The sequence below is a fragment of the Streptacidiphilus neutrinimicus genome (genome assembly GCF_000787815.1).
Lineage (GTDB): Bacteria > Actinomycetota > Actinomycetes > Streptomycetales > Streptomycetaceae > Streptacidiphilus > Streptacidiphilus neutrinimicus.
Window position 1 is genome coordinate 18,927 of the sequence record NZ_BBPO01000053.1, and the last position, 18,189, is coordinate 37,115.

General features: G+C 74.9%; 15 protein-coding genes and 2 pseudogenes. 9 read left to right on the forward strand and 8 right to left on the reverse strand.

Going from position 1 to position 18,189, the window contains the following annotated elements:
• Positions 1 to 161 precede the first annotated feature (161 nt).
• Entirely contained in the window at positions 162 to 926 is a 765-nt protein-coding gene (locus TR48_RS27690; RefSeq protein ID WP_042372284.1) for a TIGR03089 family protein, read from the reverse strand.
• A gap of 82 nt (positions 927 to 1,008) precedes the next feature.
• Here TR48_RS27690 and TR48_RS27695 point away from each other — a divergent pair, with 82 nt between their 5' ends.
• Positions 1,009 to 1,998: a DNA-3-methyladenine glycosylase family protein gene (locus TR48_RS27695; protein WP_439654500.1), complete on the forward strand. Its 990-nt coding sequence runs from the start codon at positions 1,009 to 1,011 to the stop codon at positions 1,996 to 1,998.
• 151 nt (positions 1,999 to 2,149) lie between these two features.
• On the opposite strand, the gene TR48_RS27700 is transcribed toward TR48_RS27695, so the two are convergent.
• Together TR48_RS27700 and cofD are read right to left on the reverse strand one after the other, a co-directional pair.
• Positions 2,150 to 3,478 carry a coenzyme F420-0:L-glutamate ligase gene (locus TR48_RS27700; protein WP_042372286.1) on the reverse strand — a complete coding sequence of 443 codons (1,329 nt, stop codon included), beginning with the start codon at positions 3,476 to 3,478 and terminating at the stop codon, positions 2,150 to 2,152.
• Positions 3,475 to 4,443: a 2-phospho-L-lactate transferase gene (gene cofD, locus TR48_RS27705; protein ID WP_042372331.1), complete on the reverse strand. Its 969-nt coding sequence runs from the start codon at positions 4,441 to 4,443 to the stop codon at positions 3,475 to 3,477. The genes TR48_RS27700 and cofD overlap by 4 nt, the downstream gene beginning before the upstream one ends.
• Positions 4,444 to 4,532: 89 nt before the next feature.
• Between cofD and TR48_RS27710 the strand changes: the two genes are divergently transcribed.
• Entirely contained in the window at positions 4,533 to 5,594 is a 1,062-nt protein-coding gene (locus tag TR48_RS27710; protein ID WP_042372288.1) for an NAD-dependent epimerase/dehydratase family protein, read from the forward strand.
• On the opposite strand, the gene TR48_RS27715 is transcribed toward TR48_RS27710, so the two are convergent.
• From TR48_RS27715 to TR48_RS27725, 3 genes are all read right to left on the reverse strand, one after another.
• A complete protein-coding gene (locus TR48_RS27715) occupies positions 5,579 to 6,040 on the reverse strand; it encodes a cupin domain-containing protein (protein ID WP_042372289.1) in 462 nt (153 codons plus the stop codon). The genes TR48_RS27710 and TR48_RS27715 overlap by 16 nt on opposite strands.
• Positions 6,041 to 6,447: 407 nt before the next feature.
• Positions 6,448 to 7,581: a sensor histidine kinase gene (locus TR48_RS27720; protein ID WP_042372291.1), complete on the reverse strand. Its 1,134-nt coding sequence runs from the start codon at positions 7,579 to 7,581 to the stop codon at positions 6,448 to 6,450.
• Complete coding sequence (locus tag TR48_RS27725; RefSeq protein ID WP_042372293.1) at positions 7,574 to 8,359, reverse strand: response regulator transcription factor; 786 nt, start codon at positions 8,357 to 8,359, stop codon at positions 7,574 to 7,576. The genes TR48_RS27720 and TR48_RS27725 overlap by 8 nt, the downstream gene beginning before the upstream one ends.
• A gap of 115 nt (positions 8,360 to 8,474) precedes the next feature.
• Between TR48_RS27725 and TR48_RS45840 the strand changes: the two are divergent.
• From TR48_RS45840 to TR48_RS27735, 3 genes and pseudogenes are all read left to right on the forward strand, one after another.
• Positions 8,475 to 9,215 (forward strand): annotated as a pseudogene (locus tag TR48_RS45840) (glycosyltransferase family 2 protein); the annotation flags it as partial.
• A gap of 81 nt (positions 9,216 to 9,296) precedes the next feature.
• On the forward strand, positions 9,297 to 9,857 hold the full coding sequence (locus TR48_RS45845) for a DUF2064 domain-containing protein (protein ID WP_236652361.1): 561 nt from the start codon (positions 9,297 to 9,299) through the stop codon (positions 9,855 to 9,857).
• Positions 9,854 to 10,576, forward strand: coding sequence for a class I SAM-dependent methyltransferase (locus TR48_RS27735; protein WP_042372295.1), 723 nt, complete (start codon positions 9,854 to 9,856; stop codon positions 10,574 to 10,576). The genes TR48_RS45845 and TR48_RS27735 overlap by 4 nt, the downstream gene beginning before the upstream one ends.
• Positions 10,577 to 10,628: 52 nt before the next feature.
• Here the strand turns inward: TR48_RS27735 and TR48_RS27740 are convergent, their stop codons facing one another.
• The gene (locus TR48_RS27740; RefSeq protein WP_042372336.1) at positions 10,629 to 11,204 is read right to left on the reverse strand and encodes a flavodoxin family protein; all 576 of its coding nucleotides are present in this window, start codon (positions 11,202 to 11,204) and stop codon (positions 10,629 to 10,631) included.
• A gap of 86 nt (positions 11,205 to 11,290) precedes the next feature.
• Here TR48_RS27740 and TR48_RS27745 point away from each other — a divergent pair, with 86 nt between their 5' ends.
• Together TR48_RS27745 and TR48_RS45850 are read left to right on the forward strand one after the other, a co-directional pair.
• A complete protein-coding gene (locus tag TR48_RS27745; RefSeq protein ID WP_042372297.1) occupies positions 11,291 to 11,698 on the forward strand; it encodes a winged helix-turn-helix transcriptional regulator in 408 nt (135 codons plus the stop codon).
• Positions 11,699 to 12,262: 564 nt separating this feature from the next.
• Positions 12,263 to 12,925, forward strand: a pseudogene (locus TR48_RS45850) (glycosyltransferase 87 family protein); the annotation flags it as partial.
• Between the two features lie 205 nt (positions 12,926 to 13,130).
• Here the strand turns inward: TR48_RS45850 and TR48_RS45855 are convergent.
• Positions 13,131 to 13,703, reverse strand: coding sequence for a cysteine dioxygenase (locus tag TR48_RS45855; protein WP_084729822.1), 573 nt, complete (start codon positions 13,701 to 13,703; stop codon positions 13,131 to 13,133).
• Between the two features lie 583 nt (positions 13,704 to 14,286).
• Between TR48_RS45855 and TR48_RS27760 the strand changes: the two genes are divergently transcribed.
• Together TR48_RS27760 and TR48_RS43675 are read left to right on the forward strand one after the other, a co-directional pair.
• Positions 14,287 to 14,559: a WhiB family transcriptional regulator gene (locus TR48_RS27760; RefSeq protein WP_042372301.1), complete on the forward strand. Its 273-nt coding sequence runs from the start codon at positions 14,287 to 14,289 to the stop codon at positions 14,557 to 14,559.
• Positions 14,560 to 14,847: 288 nt separating this feature from the next.
• Positions 14,848 to 18,189, forward strand: a 3,342-nt coding sequence (locus TR48_RS43675; RefSeq protein ID WP_084729817.1) for a glycosyltransferase family 2 protein, incomplete at its 3' end; no start/stop codon positions are given.

The following is an 18,189-nucleotide window of genomic DNA, read 5'->3' on the forward strand; positions in this document are numbered from 1 at the left end:
GGGCGTCGCGGTGGCGCGTGGCGGGGTGGTGCGTGCCGGGGTGGTGCGTGGCGTGCCGGTCCCGGCTGCCGGGAAGTCGGTCCCGAGTGCCGGGCGCCGTGAAGTCGGGTCCCGTGGAGTCGTCCCGGGGGCGCCGGGCCCAGGCGTCGGGCGTCGCGGCGTCAGCCGAGCCGGCGAGTGACCCGCTCGTCCTCGATCCGGCGGGCCAGCGTCTCCGGGGCGAGCGACCCGCTGTGCCGGCACAGCACCACGCTGCCGCCGACCACCAGCGGGGCCAAGAGCCCCCCGGCCAGCCCGTCCCAGTCGCTGTAGCCGAGCGTGGACAGCACCCGGTCCTCCGCGTCGAGGCCGAGCTGCCGCGCGTGCTCCGCCGCCAGCGAGACCACGTGCGCGCCGCTCAGCTGCTCGCCGTCGATCTCCAGCGCCGGGCGCGACGGGTCCACCGGCGCGTACGGCACGAACCGGTCGCCCTGCGCCGGCACCTCGACCGCGTAGTCCACGAACCCCTCGGGCAGCTGCGGAAACCGGCCGCCGAGCGGGCGCAGCGCGAGCGCCACGCGCTCGCCCTCGCAGGTCAGCGCGGACTCCAGGGTCTCCGGCCCGCTCACGACGAGCTGCGCCTTGGCCGGGTCGCCGCCCGGACAGGCCAGCACTCCCACCGACCAGCAGGCGAACAGCCAGATCGCGCTCTGCCAGTGCGCGGGCAGCAGCAGCGCGCACCGGTCGTCCGGCGCGGCCATCAGCTCGTCCTGCAGCAGGTTCGCGGTCTTGGCCACCCAGTTGTCGAACGTCTTGACGGAGAGCTCGACCCGCTCTCCTGTCGCGTCGTCGTAGAAGGTGATGAGCGGGCGCGCGGGATCGGCCTCGAGGAGGGAGCGCAGCAGATCGGCGGGGGACTCTGCGCCGCTGAAGGGTGTCTGGCTCATGGTGGTGCCCAGCCTACGGCGTGCGCCGGGTGAAGGGACCAGGCCCCCGCCGCTAACTTTTCGTGCCGGTAACCTGGCTCGGGTGAGAGGCGGGACCGGCGAGACGGCCGGGACGTCGGCCGCGGCCGCGGCGACGTCGACGAGAGCACGCGAGACGGTGCGGGTCTGGAAGCCCGACGGACCGCTGGACGTGGCCATGACCTTCGGTTTCCTGCGGCGCGGCCCGTTGGACCCCTCCTACCGGCGCACGCCCGACGGCGCGCTCTGGCGGGTCTCCCGCACCCCCGCCGGCGTCGGCACGCTCCGGCTGCGCACCCGCCCCGCCGAGGGCGCCGTCGAGGCGACGGCCTGGGGCGCGGGCGCGCCGTGGCTGTTGGACGCGGTCCCGCGCTGGCTCGGCGCGGAGGACGACCCCTCCTCGTTCGACCCGTGCGGCCAGCGGCTGCTGCGCGACGCGCACGCGCGCCACCCCGGACTGCGGATCGGCCGGACCGGCCTGGTGATGGAGTCGCTCGTCCCCGCGATCCTGGAACAGCGGGTCACCACCGGTGAGGCGTACGAGGCGTGGCGCACGCTGCTGCGCGGCTACGGCGAGCCTGCGCCGGGCGGCTCCGCCGTCCCCCCGTACATGTACGCGCCGCCCGCGGCGCGCGACTGGGCGATGATCCCCTCCTGGGCCTGGCACCGCGCCCGCGTCGACGGCAAGCGCGCGGCCACGGTCGTGCGGGCGGCGAAGCTCGCCCCCCGCCTGGAAGAGGCCTCGGCCATGGCCCCGGACGACGCCGTCGCCCGGCTGACCACCGTCCCCGGCATCGGGCCGTGGACGGCGGCGGAGACGCTGCAGCGCAGCAACGGCGACGCGGACGCGGTCTCGGTCGGCGACCTGCACCTGCCCAACACGGTCGGCTGGGCGCTGGCCGGGCGCGAGCGGAGCGACGACGCGGTGATGCTGGAACTGCTGGAGCCCTACCGCCCCCACCGCTACCGCGTCTGCCGCCTCCTCCTCACCCTCCACGTCGCCGCCCCCCGCCGCGCCCCCCGCTACGCGCCGCTGGATTACCGGGACATGTAGCCGCACTATCCAGGGGCGCGGGGAACTGCGCGACAAGCATCCACCTAGGCGGCCCGCCGAACGTGCAGGGCCATCCGCACGTCGGTGGTTGCTCGCGCCCACGCGGCGGAGCCGCACATCGGCAGAGCCTCGCGCCCCTGAGGCGGTGCAACTACCTGACCGTCAGAAAGGCTTCCGGGTCGCGTGGGGGGCGCGCGGGCGCAGGCGCGGCCGGGGTGCCGATCGCGACCGCGCCCATCGGGTCCCACTCGGCCGGGAGTTCGAGGACCTCGCGGACGGTCTCGCGGCAGAACATCGTCGACGAGACCCACGCCGAGCCGAGGCCCTCACCCGCGAGTGTCACCAGCAGGTTCTCCACCGCCGCGCCCATCGCCACCACGAACATCTCCCGCTCCGCGGCCGCGCGGCGCGCGTCGGGGTAGTCGTGGGAGCCGTCCATGACCATGCACGGGACGACCAGGCAGGGGGCGTTGCGGAGCACGTCCCCGCGTCGCACGCGGCGGGTGACCCGCTCCGCGTCCCAGCCGTCGAGTTCGACGAGGTCGCGGTTCCACGCGGCCAGCATGGCGTCCAGCAGGCGGGTGCGCGTGGCCTCCGACTCGACCAGGACGAAGCGCCACGGCGTGGTGTGGTGCGGTGCCGGAGCCGTGATCGCCGCCGCGACCGCGCGGCGGACCGCGTTCGGGTCGACCGGAGCGCTGGTGAAGCTGCGGACCGTGCGCCGGCCGTGGACGGCCGAGCGGACCGCCTCGGAGGTGCCGAGGCGGAAGAGGTCCTCGTCGACCGGGCGGATCAACGGGCGGATGCCGTCGCCGTCGTCATCCGTCACGACGTGGCCGAGGCCGCGCACGATCGCGACGGGGCGGCCGGAGGTCTTGCCTTTCACCAGGTCCGCCGCCGCGGCCAGCTCGTCCGCGGTGGCGGTGACGGTGAGGGAGAGCTCGTTGCCGTGGCTGTCGACGCGACCGCGGTGGTCCTCCAGGACCGCGACGCCGGCGGCGCCGATGGCCACGTCGGTGAGGCCGTTGCGCCACGGGCGGCCGAAGGTGTCGGTGATCAGCACGCCCACCCGCGCGCCGGTCAGCTCGTGCAGGCGCTTGCGCAGCGCCCGCGCCGAGGCGTCCGGGTCCTCCGGCAGCAGCAGGACCGTCCCGGGCGGGGTGTTGGACGCGTCGACCCCGGCCGCCGCCATGACCAGGCCCTGCCGGTTCTCCACGATCCTGGTGCGTCCGCGCCGGGCGACCACGCGGACGGCCTCGGCGTCGATCGCGGCCTCGCGGTCCTCGGCCTGGACGAGCCGGCCCTCGGCCTTGCTGACGATCTTCGAGGTGACCAGGAGCAGGTCGCCGTCGCGCAGGGCGAAGCCCTCCGCGCCCGCCAGCAGCGCGGCGATGTCGTCCCCGGCCGCGACCTCCGGCAGGCCGCCGACCGCGAGGATCTCGACCGAGTCGGCGCCCGTCGCGTCCTGCGCGCCGTTCACGCGCGCACCTGCTCGGCCAGCTCCAGCGCCTGACGGGCCATCGCGGCGGACGCCTCCACGTCCGTCATCATCAGCGGCACGGCGCGGCAGGCGATCCCGGCCGCCTCGACCTCGGCCACCGCCGCGTCGTCGCCGGTGTGGACGAGCCAGCCGTCGAGCAGGTCCGCGCCGTAGTACCGGGCGACCGCCGCCGCGGTGGTCTCCACGCCCACGGCCTCCAGCACCTTGTCGGCCATGCCGCGCACCGGCGCGCCGCCGACGATGGGGGAGAGGCCCACGATCGGCGCCTTCGCGGCGACCAGCGCCTCACGCACGCCGGGAACGGCGAGGATCGTGCCGATGGAGACGACGGGGTTGGACGGCGGGAAGAGGATCACGTCCGCCTCCGCGATCGCCTCGACCACGCCGGGGGCCGGCTTGGCCGTCTCCGCGCCGACCGGCAGGATCGCCTCCGCCGGGACGGAGGCGTGCAGCTTGACCCAGTACTCCTGGAAGTGGATCGCACGGCGCTTGCCGTCCTGGTCCGGGTCGTCGACGACGACGTGGGTCTCCACCCGGTCGTCGGTCATCGGGAGCAACCGGACGCCGGGCTGCCAGCGGTCGCACAGGGCCTCGGTGACGGCGCTCAGCGGGTAGCCCGCGGCGAGCATCTGGGTGCGGACGATGTGGGTGGCGAAGTCGCGGTCGCCCAGCCCGAACCAGGACGGCCCGACGCCGTACGCGGCGAGCTCCTCCTTGACCGACCAGGTCTCGTCCGCGCGGCCCCAGCCCTGCTCCTCGTGGATGCCGCCGCCGAGCGTGTACATCACGGTGTCCAGATCGGGGCAGACCTTCAGCCCGAACAGGTGGATGTCGTCGCCCGTGTTGCCGATGACGGTGATCTCGTCGGCGGGGCCGACCGCCGTCTTGAGGCCGCGCAGAAAGCGGGCCCCGCCGATTCCTCCGGCCAGTACGGTGATGCGCATGCCGTCCATCCTTGCAGGCGTCCTTACGGAGTGGTGACGCGCCGGTGTTCGACGCTGTGCCGGGGCCCGTTCGGGCCTAGCGTCGGGGCATGGAGCTACTGCTGACCGGCGGGGCCGGGTTCATCGGAACGGCGATCGCGCGAGCACTGCTCGCGGACGGGCACGGTGTTCACGTTCTGGATCGGCGGCCCGTGTCGTTGCCGGGCGTCACATCCGTGATCGGTGATCTGCGCGACCACGTCGTGGTCGCGGGCGCGCTGCGCGGCGTCGACGCCGTCTGCCACCAGGCGGCGATGGTCGGCCTCGGTGTGGACTTCACCGACGCGCCCGACTACGTCGACACCAATGACCAGGGCACCGCCGTCCTGCTCGCCGCGATGGCGCGGGCCCGCGTCCAGCGGCTCGTGCTGGCCGGCTCCATGGTCGTCTACGGCGAGGGCCGCTACGACTGCGGCGCCCACGGCGCCGTCCCCGCGCCGCCGCGCCGCGTCGCGGACCTGGACGCGGGTCGCTTCGAACCGCGCTGCCCCTCCTGCGGGGCGGAACTGACGCCCGGTTCGGTCGGCGAGGACGCCCCGGTGGACCCGCGCAACGTCTACGCCGCGACCAAGCTGCACCAGGAGCACCTCGCCTCCGCCTGGGCCCGCGCCTGCGGCGGGGTCGCGGTCTCGCTGCGCTACCACAACGTCTACGGCCCCGGCCTGCCGCGCGACACCCCGTACGCGGGCGTGGCCGCGCTGTTCCGCTCGGCGCTGGCACGCGGCGAGGCCCCGCGCGTCTTCGAGGACGGCGCGCAGCGCCGGGACTTCGTCCACGTCACCGACGTGGCCTCGGCGAACGTCGCCGCGCTGGCCTCCGTCGGCGAGCGCGAGCCGGGCTCGTTCCGCGCGTACAACGTCGGCAGCGGCGAGATCCGCACCGTCGGCGACCTCGCCCGCGCGCTCGCCACCGCGTGCGGCGGCCCGGCGCCGGTCGTCACCGGCGAGTACCGCCTCGGCGACGTCCGGCACATCACCGCCGACTCCAGCCGGCTCCGCAACGAGCTGGGCTGGCGTCCCCGGGTCTCCTTCGCGGACGGCATGGCGGAGTTCGCCGCCGAGGCGCCGACCGTCGAGGCGCCGGTCGAGGCTCCGGACTACGCGAGGAACTGACGCAACCCGTCCCGCAGCCCGGGCGGCAGGTCCGCCTCGCTCGCGAACTCGTGGTCGGCGAAGTCGAACCCGGGCGTCACCACCTCCGCGACCAGCGCGTGGCGCGCCCCGTCCGGCAGCCGGGACGCCTTCCACCAGCCGCCGGGCACCAGCAGGTGCCGCTCCTCGGCGTCCCCGAGCACCCGCACGCCGAGCCGCCCGTCGGCGTCGACGGTGTGGTACTCGACGGGGTCGCCCTCGAGGAAGAAGTGCAGGATGTCGCTGCGGTTCCGGTGCAGCCGCCCGCACGGCCGCTCGGCGGTCATCAGGTAGTAGATCGACGTCGCCGTCGGCCGTGTCCCGCCCGCGGCGGCGTACGCGTGCGGGCTGGTGTAGATCCGCCGGAAGTACCCGCCCTCGGGATGCGGCTCCAACCCGAGTGCCTCGATCAACTCACGCTCACGCATACGGCCAGGCTAGGCCCGCACCACCCGCGCCCCGACCCCCGCCGCGCGCAGCCGCCGCGACGGTGTCCCGCCGCGCCCGCCGGCTGCCGGCATCAGTGTCCGTACTGCCGGAAGGCCGGGGTGTCGATACGCCAGGGGCCGAGGGGGACGGTGTCGCCGAACACGTAGTCCCTGACGCGGTCGTAGCGCGGGCCGTCGGGGCCCGGGAGGATGGCCTCGGGGCCCAGGGATGGCCTCGTAGGTGAAGACGAGGCCCCTGCGCGGGGCGACCAGAAGGTAGTGCGGGATGCCCATGGCGGGGTAGTCCACGACCTTGTCGATGTAGTCGTTGTCCGGGTTGCTCACCCCTCCGCTCGCGGCCGACCTCCACGAACGTACCGTGGCCGGCGCCCGTCGGGCGGCCACCTTCACCACGCCGCCGTGGGGAGGGCGATCTCGAAGCAGCAGCCGCCGACGACGTTGCGTACGGAGGCGCGGCCCTCGTGGGCTTCGACGATGCCGCGGACGATGGCGAGGCCGAGGCCCGCGCCGGCCTCGCCGGGGGCGGGAGGAGTGCGGGGGGTGCGCGCGGCCGCGCCGCGGAAGCCGGTCTCGAAGACGCGGGACAGGTCCGACTCCGGGATGCCGCCGCAGCCGTCGGTGACCGACAGGACCACCTCGCGGTCGAACTCGCGGGCCGCGATCGCGACCGTGCCGTCGACAGGGGTCGCACGGATCGCGTTGACCAGCAGGTTGCCGAGCACGCGGGTGATCTCGCGGGGGTCGACCTCCACGGGGACCGGGTCGATGCCGTGTCCGACCAGGTAGACGCCCCGCTCCCGCGCCAGCGGGTACGCCCCGGCTATCGCGTCGCCGACCAGGTCGTAGACGGAGACCCGGGCCAGCGAGAGCGTCAGCGCGCCCGCCTGGATGCGGGAGAGCTCGAAGAGGTCGTCGACCATGCCGGTGAGCCGGTCGACCTCGGTGCGGATCCGGGCGTGGTAGAGCGCGGGGTAGTCCGCGACGCCGTCCTCCAGCGCCTCCGCCATCGCCCGCAGGCCCGCCAGCGGGGTGCGCAGGTCGTGCGAGATCCAGGCGATCAGCTCGCGCCGGGAGGACTCCAGCGCGCGTTCGCGCTGCCGGGACTCCTCCAGACGCGCGCTGGTCGCGGCCAGCTCCGCGCCCAGCGCCTGCAGTTCCGAGTTCAGGGGCACGGACGGCGCCGAGAAGCCCGCGTCGCTGCCGACGGTGCGGGCCGCCCGTCGCAACTCCTTGCTGCCGATCGCCACCTGACGTGCCAGCAGCCAGGCCACCAGCAGCGACACCACGGAGCCCATGGCCAGCACCACGACGACGACGCCGTAGTCCTCCCGGGACAGGAACATCGCCTGGGCGACCGCGATCGTCCCGGTCGCCACCGCCAGCACCGTCACCAGCGCGACGGTGAAAAGCGACAGCGACAGCGAGCGCCGCCGCAGCAGCACGACGGCCGGCCAGCCGACGAGCCCGGCCAGGCCCGCGCCGAGCGCCGCGTACGCGGCCATCACCAGCAGGTCATGCATGGGGCACCGCCGTCTCCGCGGCGCGGCCGGGCGCATCCGAGGGGTCGAAGCGGTAGCCGACGCCCCACACCGTGGTGATCAGGCGCGGCGCGGCCGGGTCGTCCTCGATCTTCTCCCGCAGCCGTCGTACGTGCACGGTGACCGTCGACAGGTCCCCGAAGTCCCAGCCCCACACCCGCCGCATCAGCTCGTCGCGGCCGAAGGCCGTCCCGGGGTGTCCCAGCAGGAACGCGAGCAGGTCGAACTCGCGCAGCGTCAGCGTCAGTTCGCGCGCCCCGCGCCAGGCCCGCCGCGCCGTGGGGTCGACCCGCAGGTCGCCCGCCGTGAACGGGCCTTCGTCGACCGCCGCGGCGGGTGCGGCCGCGCCCGCGCTGCGGCGGAGCACCGACTGGATCCGCAGCACCAGCTCGCGCGGCGAGAACGGCTTGGTCACGTAGTCGTCCGCGCCCAGCTCCAGCCCGAGGATGCGGTCGTGCTCGTCGCCCTTGGCGGTCAGCATGACGATCGGGACGGCCTGCGAGAGCGGCTCGGCGCGCAGCCGCCGGCAGACCTCCAGCCCGTCGATCTCCGGCAGCATCAGGTCCAGGACGACCAGGTCGGGGTGGAGGGCCGCGGCCCTCTCCAGCGCGGCGCGGCCGTCGACCGCACGGTCGACGGCGTAGCCGGCGCGCTGAAGGTAGCCGGACACGACCTCGGCCACGGTCGGGTCGTCGTCCACGACAAGGATCCGGCGCGGCACCGGGGCGGGCAGCGCCGGTGCGTCGAGTGCTTCGCTCACTCCTCCACCGTAGGAGTCTTCCGCCCCACGTGGCGCCCGTCGTGAGGAGGACGTTCTCGTTCCGTAAGGTGCCGCGCGGGGCTGCGGCGGGCCCGCCGCTCCTAGCGTGAGGTCCATGGACAACGCTGACGGAGCTTGCCGAACCGACGGATCCGACGCGGGCGTGACCGTCGATCTCGTGCTGCCCTGCCTCGACGAGGCCGAGGCGCTGCCGTGGGTGCTCGGCCGGGTGCCGCGCGGGGTGCGGCCGATCGTCGTGGACAACGGCTCGAAGGACGGCTCGGCCGAGCTGGCCGCCTCGCTGGGCGCGACGGTGGTCCGCGAGCCCCGCCGGGGCTTCGGCGCCGCCTGCCACGCCGGACTGCTGGCGGCCCGCGCCCCCTACGTCGCCTTCTGCGACTGCGACGCCTCGCTCGACCCGGCGGAGCTGCCCCGGTTGCTCGCGCCGCTGGCGACGGGCCACGCGGAGCTGGTGCTCGGCCGCCGCGTGCCGGAAGGACGCGGCGCCTGGCCGGCGCACGCCCGGCTGGCCAACGCCGAACTCGCGCGCCGACTGCGGGCACGGACGGGCGCGCCCCTGCACGATCTGGGCCCGATGCGGATCGCGGCGCGCGAACGGCTGCTGGCGCTGGGCCTCGGCGACCGGCGCTCGGGTTACCCGCTGGAGATGGTCCTCGCCGCCTCGGCCGCCGGGATGCGGCTCGCGGAGGTGCCGGTCGCCTACCGGCCGCGCGCCGGGCGCTCCAAGGTGACCGGCACGCTGCGCGGCACCCGCCAGGCGATCCGCGACATGGGCGCGATCCTGGCCGCCCCGGCGCCGGTGCTGCTGTTGCTGGCCAAGTCGCCCGCGCCGGGCCGGGTCAAGACCCGGCTGACGTCGGCGGTCACCCCCGGGCAGGCCGCGGCCGTGGCCGAGGCGGCGCTCGTGGACACGATGATGACGCTCGAACAGGTCCCGGCCTCGCGCCGGGTGCTGGTCCTGGACGGCCTGCCGGGCCGCTGGCTGCGCCCGGGATGGGACGTGGTCCCGCAGCCCGGGGGCGGCCTCGACTACCGGCTGGCGGCGGCGTTCGCCGCGGCGGCCGGCCCGGCGCCCGCGCTGCTGGTCGGGATGGACACGCCCCAGCTGGCGGCCCGCACCCTCGCCGAAGCGCTGGCGCCCGCCGGGCGGGCGGGCGTGGACGCGTGGTTCGGCCCGGCGACGGACGGCGGTTTCTGGGCCTTCGGACTGGCCCGTCCGGACGCCCGGCTGGCCGGGCGCCTGCTGTGCGGCGTGCCGATGTCCACGGCCACGACGGGCGCGGCGCTGCGGGCCCGGCTGGCGGCCGAGGGCCTGCGCGTGTGGGAGCTGCCGGAGCTGACGGACGTCGACACCCCGGCGACCGCGGACGACGTCGCCGCGCTGTCGCCCGGGTCCCGCTTCGCGGCGACATGGCGGGACGCGCGGGACGCGCGGGATGGGCGGGATGCGCGTGTGGAAAGCGCCCTGGTCGGGTGAGCGCCTCTTCCTCCACGTATCCCACCCGTCCCACCTCCCCCGCCTATCCCTCCACGCCGGTCCTCGGCTGGGGGCGCACCGACGACCCCTTCGCGACCGCGATGCGCACCGGCCGCGGCCCGCTGTGGCTCCGCACGGAGGAGGGGCCCGACCGCATCCCGCTCCACGTGGAGCGCTGGTGCGCGGAGCCCGACCGCGCCGACTCGACCATGGTCGACCGGGCGGTGCGGCGGGGCCTCCCCACGCTCGACATCGGCTGCGGCCCGGGGCGGCTGGTCACCGCGATCCAGCGGCACGGCCTGCCCGCGCTGGGCGTCGACGTGACGCCGGCGGCGGTGACCCGGACGGTCGGCCTCGGCGGCAGCGCCCTGTGCAGGTCGGTCTTCGAGCGCCTGCCGGGGGAGGGGCGCTGGGGCACGGGCCTGCTGGCCGACGGCAATCTCGGGATCGGGGGAGACCCCTCGGCCCTGCTGGACCGGGTGGCCGTGCTGCTGGCCCCCGGCGGCCGACTGCTCGTCGAGGTGGAACCGGAGGAGGTCGACGAGCGGCTGACGGTCCGTCTGGAGGACGGCGCGGGCCGCCTCGGACCGGCCTTTCCCTGGGCCCGCCTGGGCCCGGCCGCCACCGTCCGCGTCGCGGAGGCGGCGGGATTCACCGCGTCGGGCGACTGGCGCTCGGACGGCCGGGTCTTCCTGGAGCTGCTGCTGCCGCACGCGTAGGGGCGCGGGCCACGGCCCGCGCCCCTGGGGCGTGCGCGTTCAGACGGTGTGTTCAGGCCGCGGGGGAGAACCGCTTCGCCGTCTCGGCGATCCTGCGGCCGAGGTGCTCGGCCGTGGCGACGTCCGCCTTGTGGACCGCGTCCGCGCCCTGGTCGACGTTGGTCTGCGCGGCCGCGCCGAGGAAGAAGCCGAGGCGGTTGAGGTCGTTCTCGGAGGCCTCGCTGGAGTTCCAGCCCGGGTGGAGGCCCAGGTTGACCCAGTGCATCCCGTGCTGCGCGGCCAGCACCGTGAAGAACTGCAGGGTGTGGAGCTTGTCGCCGCTCTTGGAGCCGGAGTTGGTGAAGCCGGCGGCCAGCTTGTCCTTCCACTGAGAGCCGAACCAGCGCTTGGAGGAGGCCTCGGCGAAGGCGTGGAACGCGGCGGAGGCGGTGCCCATGTAGGTCGGCGAGCCGAAGACGATCGCGTCGGAGGCGTCCAGCAGGGACCACTGCTCCTCGGTGATCGCGTCCACGGGGATCAGGTGCACGGTCGCGCCGGCCTCGGTGGCGCCGTCGCGGACGGCCTCGGCGAGGACGGCGGTGTGGCCGTAGCCGGAGTGGAAGGCGATGGAGATCACGGGGTTCGTCATGCCGACGAGCATTGCACTAACTAACAGAAAGCGCAAACGAAAAGTTAGTGCTTCCGATTGGTTAGCTGGCGGGCTAGGCTGGCGGCATGGCTGACGCGCAGACCCCCACCCCGGTCCACGAGGACTTCGACGTGTTCGCGCGCGACTGCCCCTCCCGCCCGGCGCTGGAGCACATCACCGGACGCTGGGGCGTTTTGGTGCTGGCCGCACTGCGCGAGCTGGGCGTGGCGCGCTTCGGCGAGGTCCGTCGCAAGGTCGACGGGATCAGCGAGAAGATGCTGTCCCAGACGCTGCACACGCTGGAGCGCGACGGGTTCGCCGACCGGATCGTCGTCGCCGCGATGCCGCCGCACGTCGAGTACCGGCTCACCCCGCTCGGCCAGGAGACCGCCGCGAGGCTGCTCGACCTGATCGAGCACCTGCACCACGCGATGCCCGCGATCCTGGCCGCGCAGGACCGCTACGAGGCGGCGCAGGCCGCACCGGGCGCGTAGCGGCTCCTCCGGCCCGGTCCGCAGGTCTTACGAAAGAGGGACGTCGGGCCGTCCGCACTCCCTCGGCGGCCGGCGCGGTGCCACGGTGGTCGCGTGGTCGCCAAGCTCCGCACCCTCGCCTGCTCCGCCGTCCTGCTCGCGCTCGTGCTCGCGCTCGCGCGGACCTTCACCGGCGGCGGCACGCTCGGCCGCCCCGGCCCGCTGCACGGCTGGTACCTCGCGGACGGCCTGCTGTTCGGCGCGGCGCTGCTGCTCGCGCTGCTCGGGCGCGGTCTGCCCGAACGCGCGGTCCGCGCCCTGGTGCTGCTCGGCGGCGTGGCCGTCGCCGCGACAGGGCTGCTCGCGCCGCCGCGCACCAGCGACGACGCCTACCGCTACGCCTGGGACGGCCAGGTGCAGGCGGCCGGGATCTCGCCCTACGCCTACACGCCCGTCGACCCGGCACTCGCCCACCTGCGCGCCCAGGCGCCCGCCCTCTTCCCGCCGCACGCCGCGAACGCCCCGTGCGTCGGATGGGACCTGCACCACGCGGCGCAGATCTGCACGCACATCAACCGCCCGACGGTGCACACGATCTACCCGCCGGTCGCCGAGTTCTGGTTCCTGCTGCTGCGCCTGCTCGGCGGCACCGTCCAGGTCGCGCAGCTGCTCGGCGCGCTGCTCGCGATCGGGGTCACCGCGGTGCTGCTGCGGATGCTGCGCGTGCGGCGGGCGCCCGCGGCATGGGCGGGGCTGTGGGCGTGGTGTCCGGGGGTGGCGATCTGGTCGGTCAACGACGCGCACGTGGACACCCTCGGGGTGCTGCTTGCGCTGCTCGGCCTCGCCGTGGCCGCCTCCGGGCGACGTCCGGGGGTCGCCGGGGCGCTGCTCGGGGCCGCGACGGCGGTGAAGCTGATCCCGGCCGTGGTGATCCCGGGCGCGCTGGCCCGGCGACGCGGACGGCTGCGGCTCACGGCCGCCACCGTCTCGACCTTCGCGGTCGCCTACCTGCCGTACGTCCTCGCCTCGGGTGTCGGCGTCATCGGCTTCCTGCCCGGTTACCTCCAGGAGGAGGGTTACGACCAGGGCGGCCGCTTCGCGCTGCTGGCGCTGTTGCCCGTGCCGCAGGCCCGGCTCGGGCTGCTGGCGGCGGCGGTGCTGGCGGGCGTCTCCCTCGCCGTCGTGCTGCACGGCGATCCCCTGCGGCCCTGGCGCGGAGCGCTGACGGTGACGGGGGCCGCGCTGCTGCTCGCGACACCCAGCTACCCCTGGTACAGCCTGCTGCTGCTCGCGCTGGCCGCGCTGGAGGGCCGCTGGGAGTGGCTCGGCGTGCCGGTCGCGGGCCTGGTCACCTACCTCTACGAGGGCGACGTGCAGCGGCCCGCCTACCTCGCGGCGCTCGGGCTGGTGCTCGCCGGACTGGCCTGGCGGTCCCGCTCCGCAGCGTTCGGGCTCAGGCGAGCAGCGCGCCCTGCCCCTCGACCGTCGGCCCACCCTCGACCGTCGGCCGACCCTGGACCGTCGGCCGACGCAGCACGTGCGGCGGATGCGGCGTCATCCGCGTCAGTCCCGGGAAGTACACGTGCAGGCTGAGGGCCGGCTCCAGGGTGTCGTTGACGACCTCGTGCACGTAGCCGGGGGCGATGACGCGCTGGGCGCCCGCGGTGAGCGCGCGCGGCCCGCGGCCGGCGCCGAGTTCGGTGAGCTCGCCCTGCAGCACGGTCATCACGGCGGAGGAGCCGCCGTGGTCGTGCGCGCCGCTGCCCTGGCCCGGCAGCCAGGAGAGCAGCCAGACCTCGTAGCCGGGGCCCGTCTCCAGTCGGGCGTACCAGCGCGTCAGTGCGTCGTAGCGGACCAGTGACCGCCAGCGGTCGCCGTCCGCGGCGACGCGGCGGGCGAGCGCGGCGAAGTCGCCGACGGTGGTCGGGTGGGCGAGCGGCTCGGGCGCGAGGTGCGGCCAGGCGAGCGGGTCACCGGCGATGCTGACGTCGCTGAGGCCGTCGGCGAAGGCCGGGGGGGTGGCCATGGCGGGGGCGGAGAGACGCGGGGCGGCGGTCACGGCTGTGTCGTCCTAGAGGGGAGCGCCCTCTACTGGCTCGGCGGCACTGGCTCGCGGCCGGAGGGGGCTGTCGGCTGGGGGAAGGAATGAGGCCCTAGCGACAGCGACAACACAGCGCACTCGCGGCACGGCGAAGCGAGCCGTGGAGACGGCTGCTCGACGAGACGCGGTGCGTAGACATGCCGCAAGCAGACCTTGTCAAGACCGCGTTTGTCAACTTCCGCTCCGTTGCGACAGGGGCGTGAGGGACCAGATCACCTGATCGGTGGATAAAGCACCTTCTGGGTTTGGGGGTGCGAATGAGCGGGAACGCCGCCCTCAACGCATCCTGACGAGCTTCCGCTCAGCGGTAGCTGCGGCTCCGGTTTGTCCGGATTTGCACACTTATGGTGACCGTGTGGTTCCGGGGAGTGAATCCGGGGCCTAATACCAGACCGCGGCTTGACGGCGGCGAAAGAACGCACATGTAATTTCACCCGTGTCCCAAAGCCGCATCAGGTCACGGACGCATCACGGGGATGCACGAGCACGAGGGGTAGGAGGCGCGCGCATGAGCGAGCTCTTTGATCTGTTGGTCGTCGGCGACGAGGCAGAAGTCGAGGAGGAGCTCGGCTGGCAGGAGCGCGCGCTGTGCGCCCAGACCGACCCGGAGTCCTTCTTCCCGGAGAAGGGCGGCTCGACCCGCGAGGCCAAGAAGGTCTGCCTCGCCTGCGAGGTCCGCAACGAGTGCCTCGAGTACGCCCTCGCCAACGACGAGCGCTTCGGCATCTGGGGCGGCCTCTCGGAGCGGGAGCGCCGGCGCCTGAAGAAGGCCGTCATCTGACCGCCGGTCAACGGGCCACGTCCGATTCCTCCGCATATCGCATACTTGCTCGAAGGGTGACGGGTCGGCGGCCGCGGTGGAACCGGTCGGAGGCGAGCACACCTGGACACCCTTCGTAGAGCTGGACGCCGACGCGCAGGTGAGAGGTTCCCTCGGGCTGCGGGCAGACCCGAATCGCCCGACGGGCCTCACCGCGCTTCACGACAACCCGTTAGTGTGGTCCGCCAGCGGTGCGCCTGACGCGCGCACGCGTCGTAGCGATCAGCGAACCGGGGTCCGTCACAAGCGATGTCTGCCTACACCCATCAGCCCCCAGGGCACCCGGGCGCAGGGCGCCCGCCGGCTTATCCCCGGCACCTGGTCACCGCCGTCGTCGTGGCCCACGACGGGGCCCGCTGGCTGCCGCAGACCCTGCGCGGTCTGCTCGGACAGGACCGGCCCGTGCAGCGCGTCGTCGCCGCCGACACCGGATCCACCGACGCGACTCCGCGCCTGCTCGCCGACGCGCTCGGCCAGGACGCCGTGCTGCAGTACGGACGGCGCACCGGCTTCGGCACCGCGGTCAACGAGAGCGTGCGCGGCCTGTCGCCGCTCTACGCCGAGAGCCTGCCTTACGCCATCCCGAACGGCTACGACCCGCTCGACCCCGAGCACGGCGGCCATGATCAGTTCGGCGACCCGCTCGGCCACCACGACGAGCTCGCCGCCGAGCAACTGCGCGGGGCGCGCAACACCGAGCCCGTCGAGTGGCTCTGGCTGCTCCACGACGACTGCGAGCCCGCGCCGGACGCGCTGCGCAAGCTGCTCCAGGTCGCCGAGACCACGCCGACCGCCGCCGTCATCGGTCCCAAGATCCGCTCCTGGTACGACCGGCGCCAGCTGCTCGAGGTCGGCGTCAGCATCGCCCGCTCCGGCCGCCGTTGGACCGGCCTGGACCGCCGCGAGCAGGACCAGGGCCAGCGCGACCAGGTCCGCCCGGTCCTCTCCGTCTCCAGCGCGGGCATGCTGATCCGCCGTGACGTCTTCGAGCAGCTCGGCGGCTTCGACAAGCAACTGCCGCTGATGCGTGACGACGTGGACCTGTGCTGGCGCGTCGCCGCCGCGGGCCACCGCACCGTCGTCGCGCCCGACGCCGTCGTCCGCCACGCGGAGGCCGCCAGCCGCGAGCGCCGCCCCATCGACTGCGCCCGGCCCGACCGTCCGCACCGGATCGACAAGGCCGGCGGCATCTACACGCTGCTGGCCAACTCCCGCGCCGCGCTGCTGCCGTACCTGCTGCTGCGGATCCACGTCAGCACCGTGCTGCGTGCCCTCGGCTACCTCCTCGCCAAGACCCCCCACCTCGCGCTCGACGAGATCGGCGGCCTCGGCCACGTCATGCTGCGCTTCGGCTCGCTGCTCGCGGGCCGCACCCGGCGCGGGCGCACCCGGACGGGGGACGCGCTCGACGACCGCACGCTCTTCCCGGCGCTCGGCGCCACCACCCGGGCCGCCGCCGAGAACCTCGTCGCCGAACTCGGCGGCGGACGCGCGAACGAGGCCTTCTCGTCCCGGCACGGCGCCGTCGAGTCCGGCCCCGTCGACGACGACAACGACATCCTCGAGATCGAGCAGTTCGCGATGGTCAAGCGGATCGCCCGCAAGCCCGCGCCCGTGCTCTTCGCCGGTCTGCTCGTGCTGACCCTGATCGCCTGCCGCTCGCTGCTCACCGGCGGCTCGATCTACGGCGGCGCGCTGCTGCCGACCCCGGGCGGCGCCACCGACCTGTGGCAGCAGTACGCCAGCGGCTGGCAGGCCGTCGGCGTCGGCTCCGCGGGCAGCGCCCCGCCCTACCTCGGCGTGCTGGCCGCGCTCTCCAGCCTCTGCTTCGGAAATCCGGGGCTCGCGGTCTCGCTGCTGTTGCTGCTGACCGTGCCGCTGTCCGGCGTCGCCGCCTACCTGGTCTCCCGGCCGCTGATCGACTCCCGCCTGGTTCGCGCCTGGGCCAGCGCCAGCTACGCGCTGCTGCCCGCGGCGACCGGCGCCATCGCGCAGGGCCGCATCGGCACCGCCGTCCTCGCCATCCTGCTGCCGCTGCTGGCCCGCGCCGCCGCGATCGCCTTCGGCCTCGGCATCCGCCGCGAGACCGCCGCCCGTGGCGGCCGCCCCGGCTGGCGCAGCGCCTGGGTCGCCGCGTTCACGCTCACGCTTACCACGGCCTTCGTGCCGCTCGCCTGGCTGCTCGGCCTGCTGCTGGCCGGCGTCGCGCTGCTCGGCGCGTTCCTGCGCGGCGGCGCGTTCGGCCAGGGCGTCGGCGCGCTGCGCGGTCTGGCCCCGCGGGTGGCGGCCATGCTCGGCACGCCGCTGCTGGTCCTCGCGCCGTGGTCGCTCGGGCTGCTGACGCACCCGGGCCGCTTCCTGCTGGAGGCGGGCATCCCCGGCCTGGTCGGCTCGCCGGCCACCCCGGTGGACCTGCTCACCCTCGACCCCGGCGGCAAGGGCGTCGTCCCCGGTCTGCTGATCGTCGGCGTCCCGGTGGCCGCGCTCGCCGCGCTGCTGCGCGCCGACCGCCGCCGCGCCGTCGTCGCGGCCTGGGGCGCGGCCACCGTCGGCCTCGTCGGCACCGTGGTCGTCGCGGGCACCACCGTCGTGCCCGGCGCCGGCCAGACGCCCGTGCCGGTCTGGGGCGGTCCGACCACCCTCGTCGCCGGCGTCGCGCTGCTCGCCGCCGCCGCGATCGGCGCCGACCACGCCCGCGAGCGCGTCGCCGCCATCAACTTCGGCTGGCGTCAGCCCGTCGCGGCCCTCGTCCTGTTCGCCGCCGCCCTCGCGCCGGTCGCGGCCGCGGGCTGGTGGCTGATCCGTGGCGCGGCCGGTCCGATCCAGCGCGGCGACGGCACGCTCGTCCCCGCGTTCATCGCCCAGCAGTCGCAGAGCGGCGACCAGATCCGCACGCTGGTGCTGCGCACCGGCGACCGGGGCCAGGTCGTCTCCTACGCCCTGGTGCGCGGCTCCGGGCCGACCGTCGGCGGCGGCGAGGGCGCGGCCGCGGACACGTCCTCGCCGCAGCTCGCGCAGCTGGTCGGCGACCTCACCGCCGGTTCCGGCGGCGACCAGGCGGCCCAGCTGGCGGACTTCGGCATCCAGTACGTCGAGGTCCTCGCACCGGTCGACGACGGCCTCGCCGCGACGCTCAACTCCACCGCCGGTCTCGCCCGCCTGAACCAGCAGCAGGCCGACAGCCTCTGGCGGCTCCAGGACAACACCGGCCGGGTCCTGATCCGCACCGCCGGCAGCCCCGACGTCACCGTCCCCTCCGGAGCGATCGACGTCAGCGCCACCATCCCGGCGGGCTCCGGCGGGCGCGTGCTGCGCCTCGCCGACACCGCCGACTCCGGCTGGACCGCGACCCTCGACGGCCAGGCGCTCACGCCGAAGACCGTCGACGGCTGGGCCCAGGGCTTCCAGCTGCCCGCTTCCGGCGGAAAGCTGGAGGTCAGCTACCACGAGAGCATCGTCCACACCGGCTGGATCGGCGTGCAGTGCGTGCTCGCCGCAGCCCTCGTCGTCCTCGCCCTGCCGGGACGCCGCCGTAACGTCGACGACGACCAGCCGGAGGAGGGCGAGCTCGCCGCGGCCGCGGCCGCCGCC

Coding starts and splice junctions, on each gene's coding strand:
- TR48_RS27690 (WP_042372284.1), bottom strand. CDS start 926: ATGAGCCAGACACCCTTCAGCGGCGCAGAGTCCCCCGCCGATCTGCTG.
- cofD (WP_042372331.1), bottom strand. CDS start 4,443: ATGCGCATCACCGTACTGGCCGGAGGAATCGGCGGGGCCCGCTTTCTG.
- TR48_RS27710 (WP_042372288.1), top strand. CDS start 4,533: ATGGAGCTACTGCTGACCGGCGGGGCCGGGTTCATCGGAACGGCGATC.
- TR48_RS27715 (WP_042372289.1), bottom strand. CDS start 6,040: ATGCGTGAGCGTGAGTTGATCGAGGCACTCGGGTTGGAGCCGCATCCC.
- TR48_RS27720 (WP_042372291.1), bottom strand. CDS start 7,581: ATGCATGACCTGCTGGTGATGGCCGCGTACGCGGCGCTCGGCGCGGGC.
- TR48_RS45845 (WP_236652361.1), top strand. CDS start 9,297: ATGACGCTCGAACAGGTCCCGGCCTCGCGCCGGGTGCTGGTCCTGGAC.
- TR48_RS27740 (WP_042372336.1), bottom strand. CDS start 11,204: ATGACGAACCCCGTGATCTCCATCGCCTTCCACTCCGGCTACGGCCAC.
- TR48_RS27745 (WP_042372297.1), top strand. CDS start 11,291: ATGGCTGACGCGCAGACCCCCACCCCGGTCCACGAGGACTTCGACGTG.
- TR48_RS45855 (WP_084729822.1), bottom strand. CDS start 13,703: ATGGCCACCCCCCCGGCCTTCGCCGACGGCCTCAGCGACGTCAGCATC.
- TR48_RS27760 (WP_042372301.1), top strand. CDS start 14,287: ATGAGCGAGCTCTTTGATCTGTTGGTCGTCGGCGACGAGGCAGAAGTC.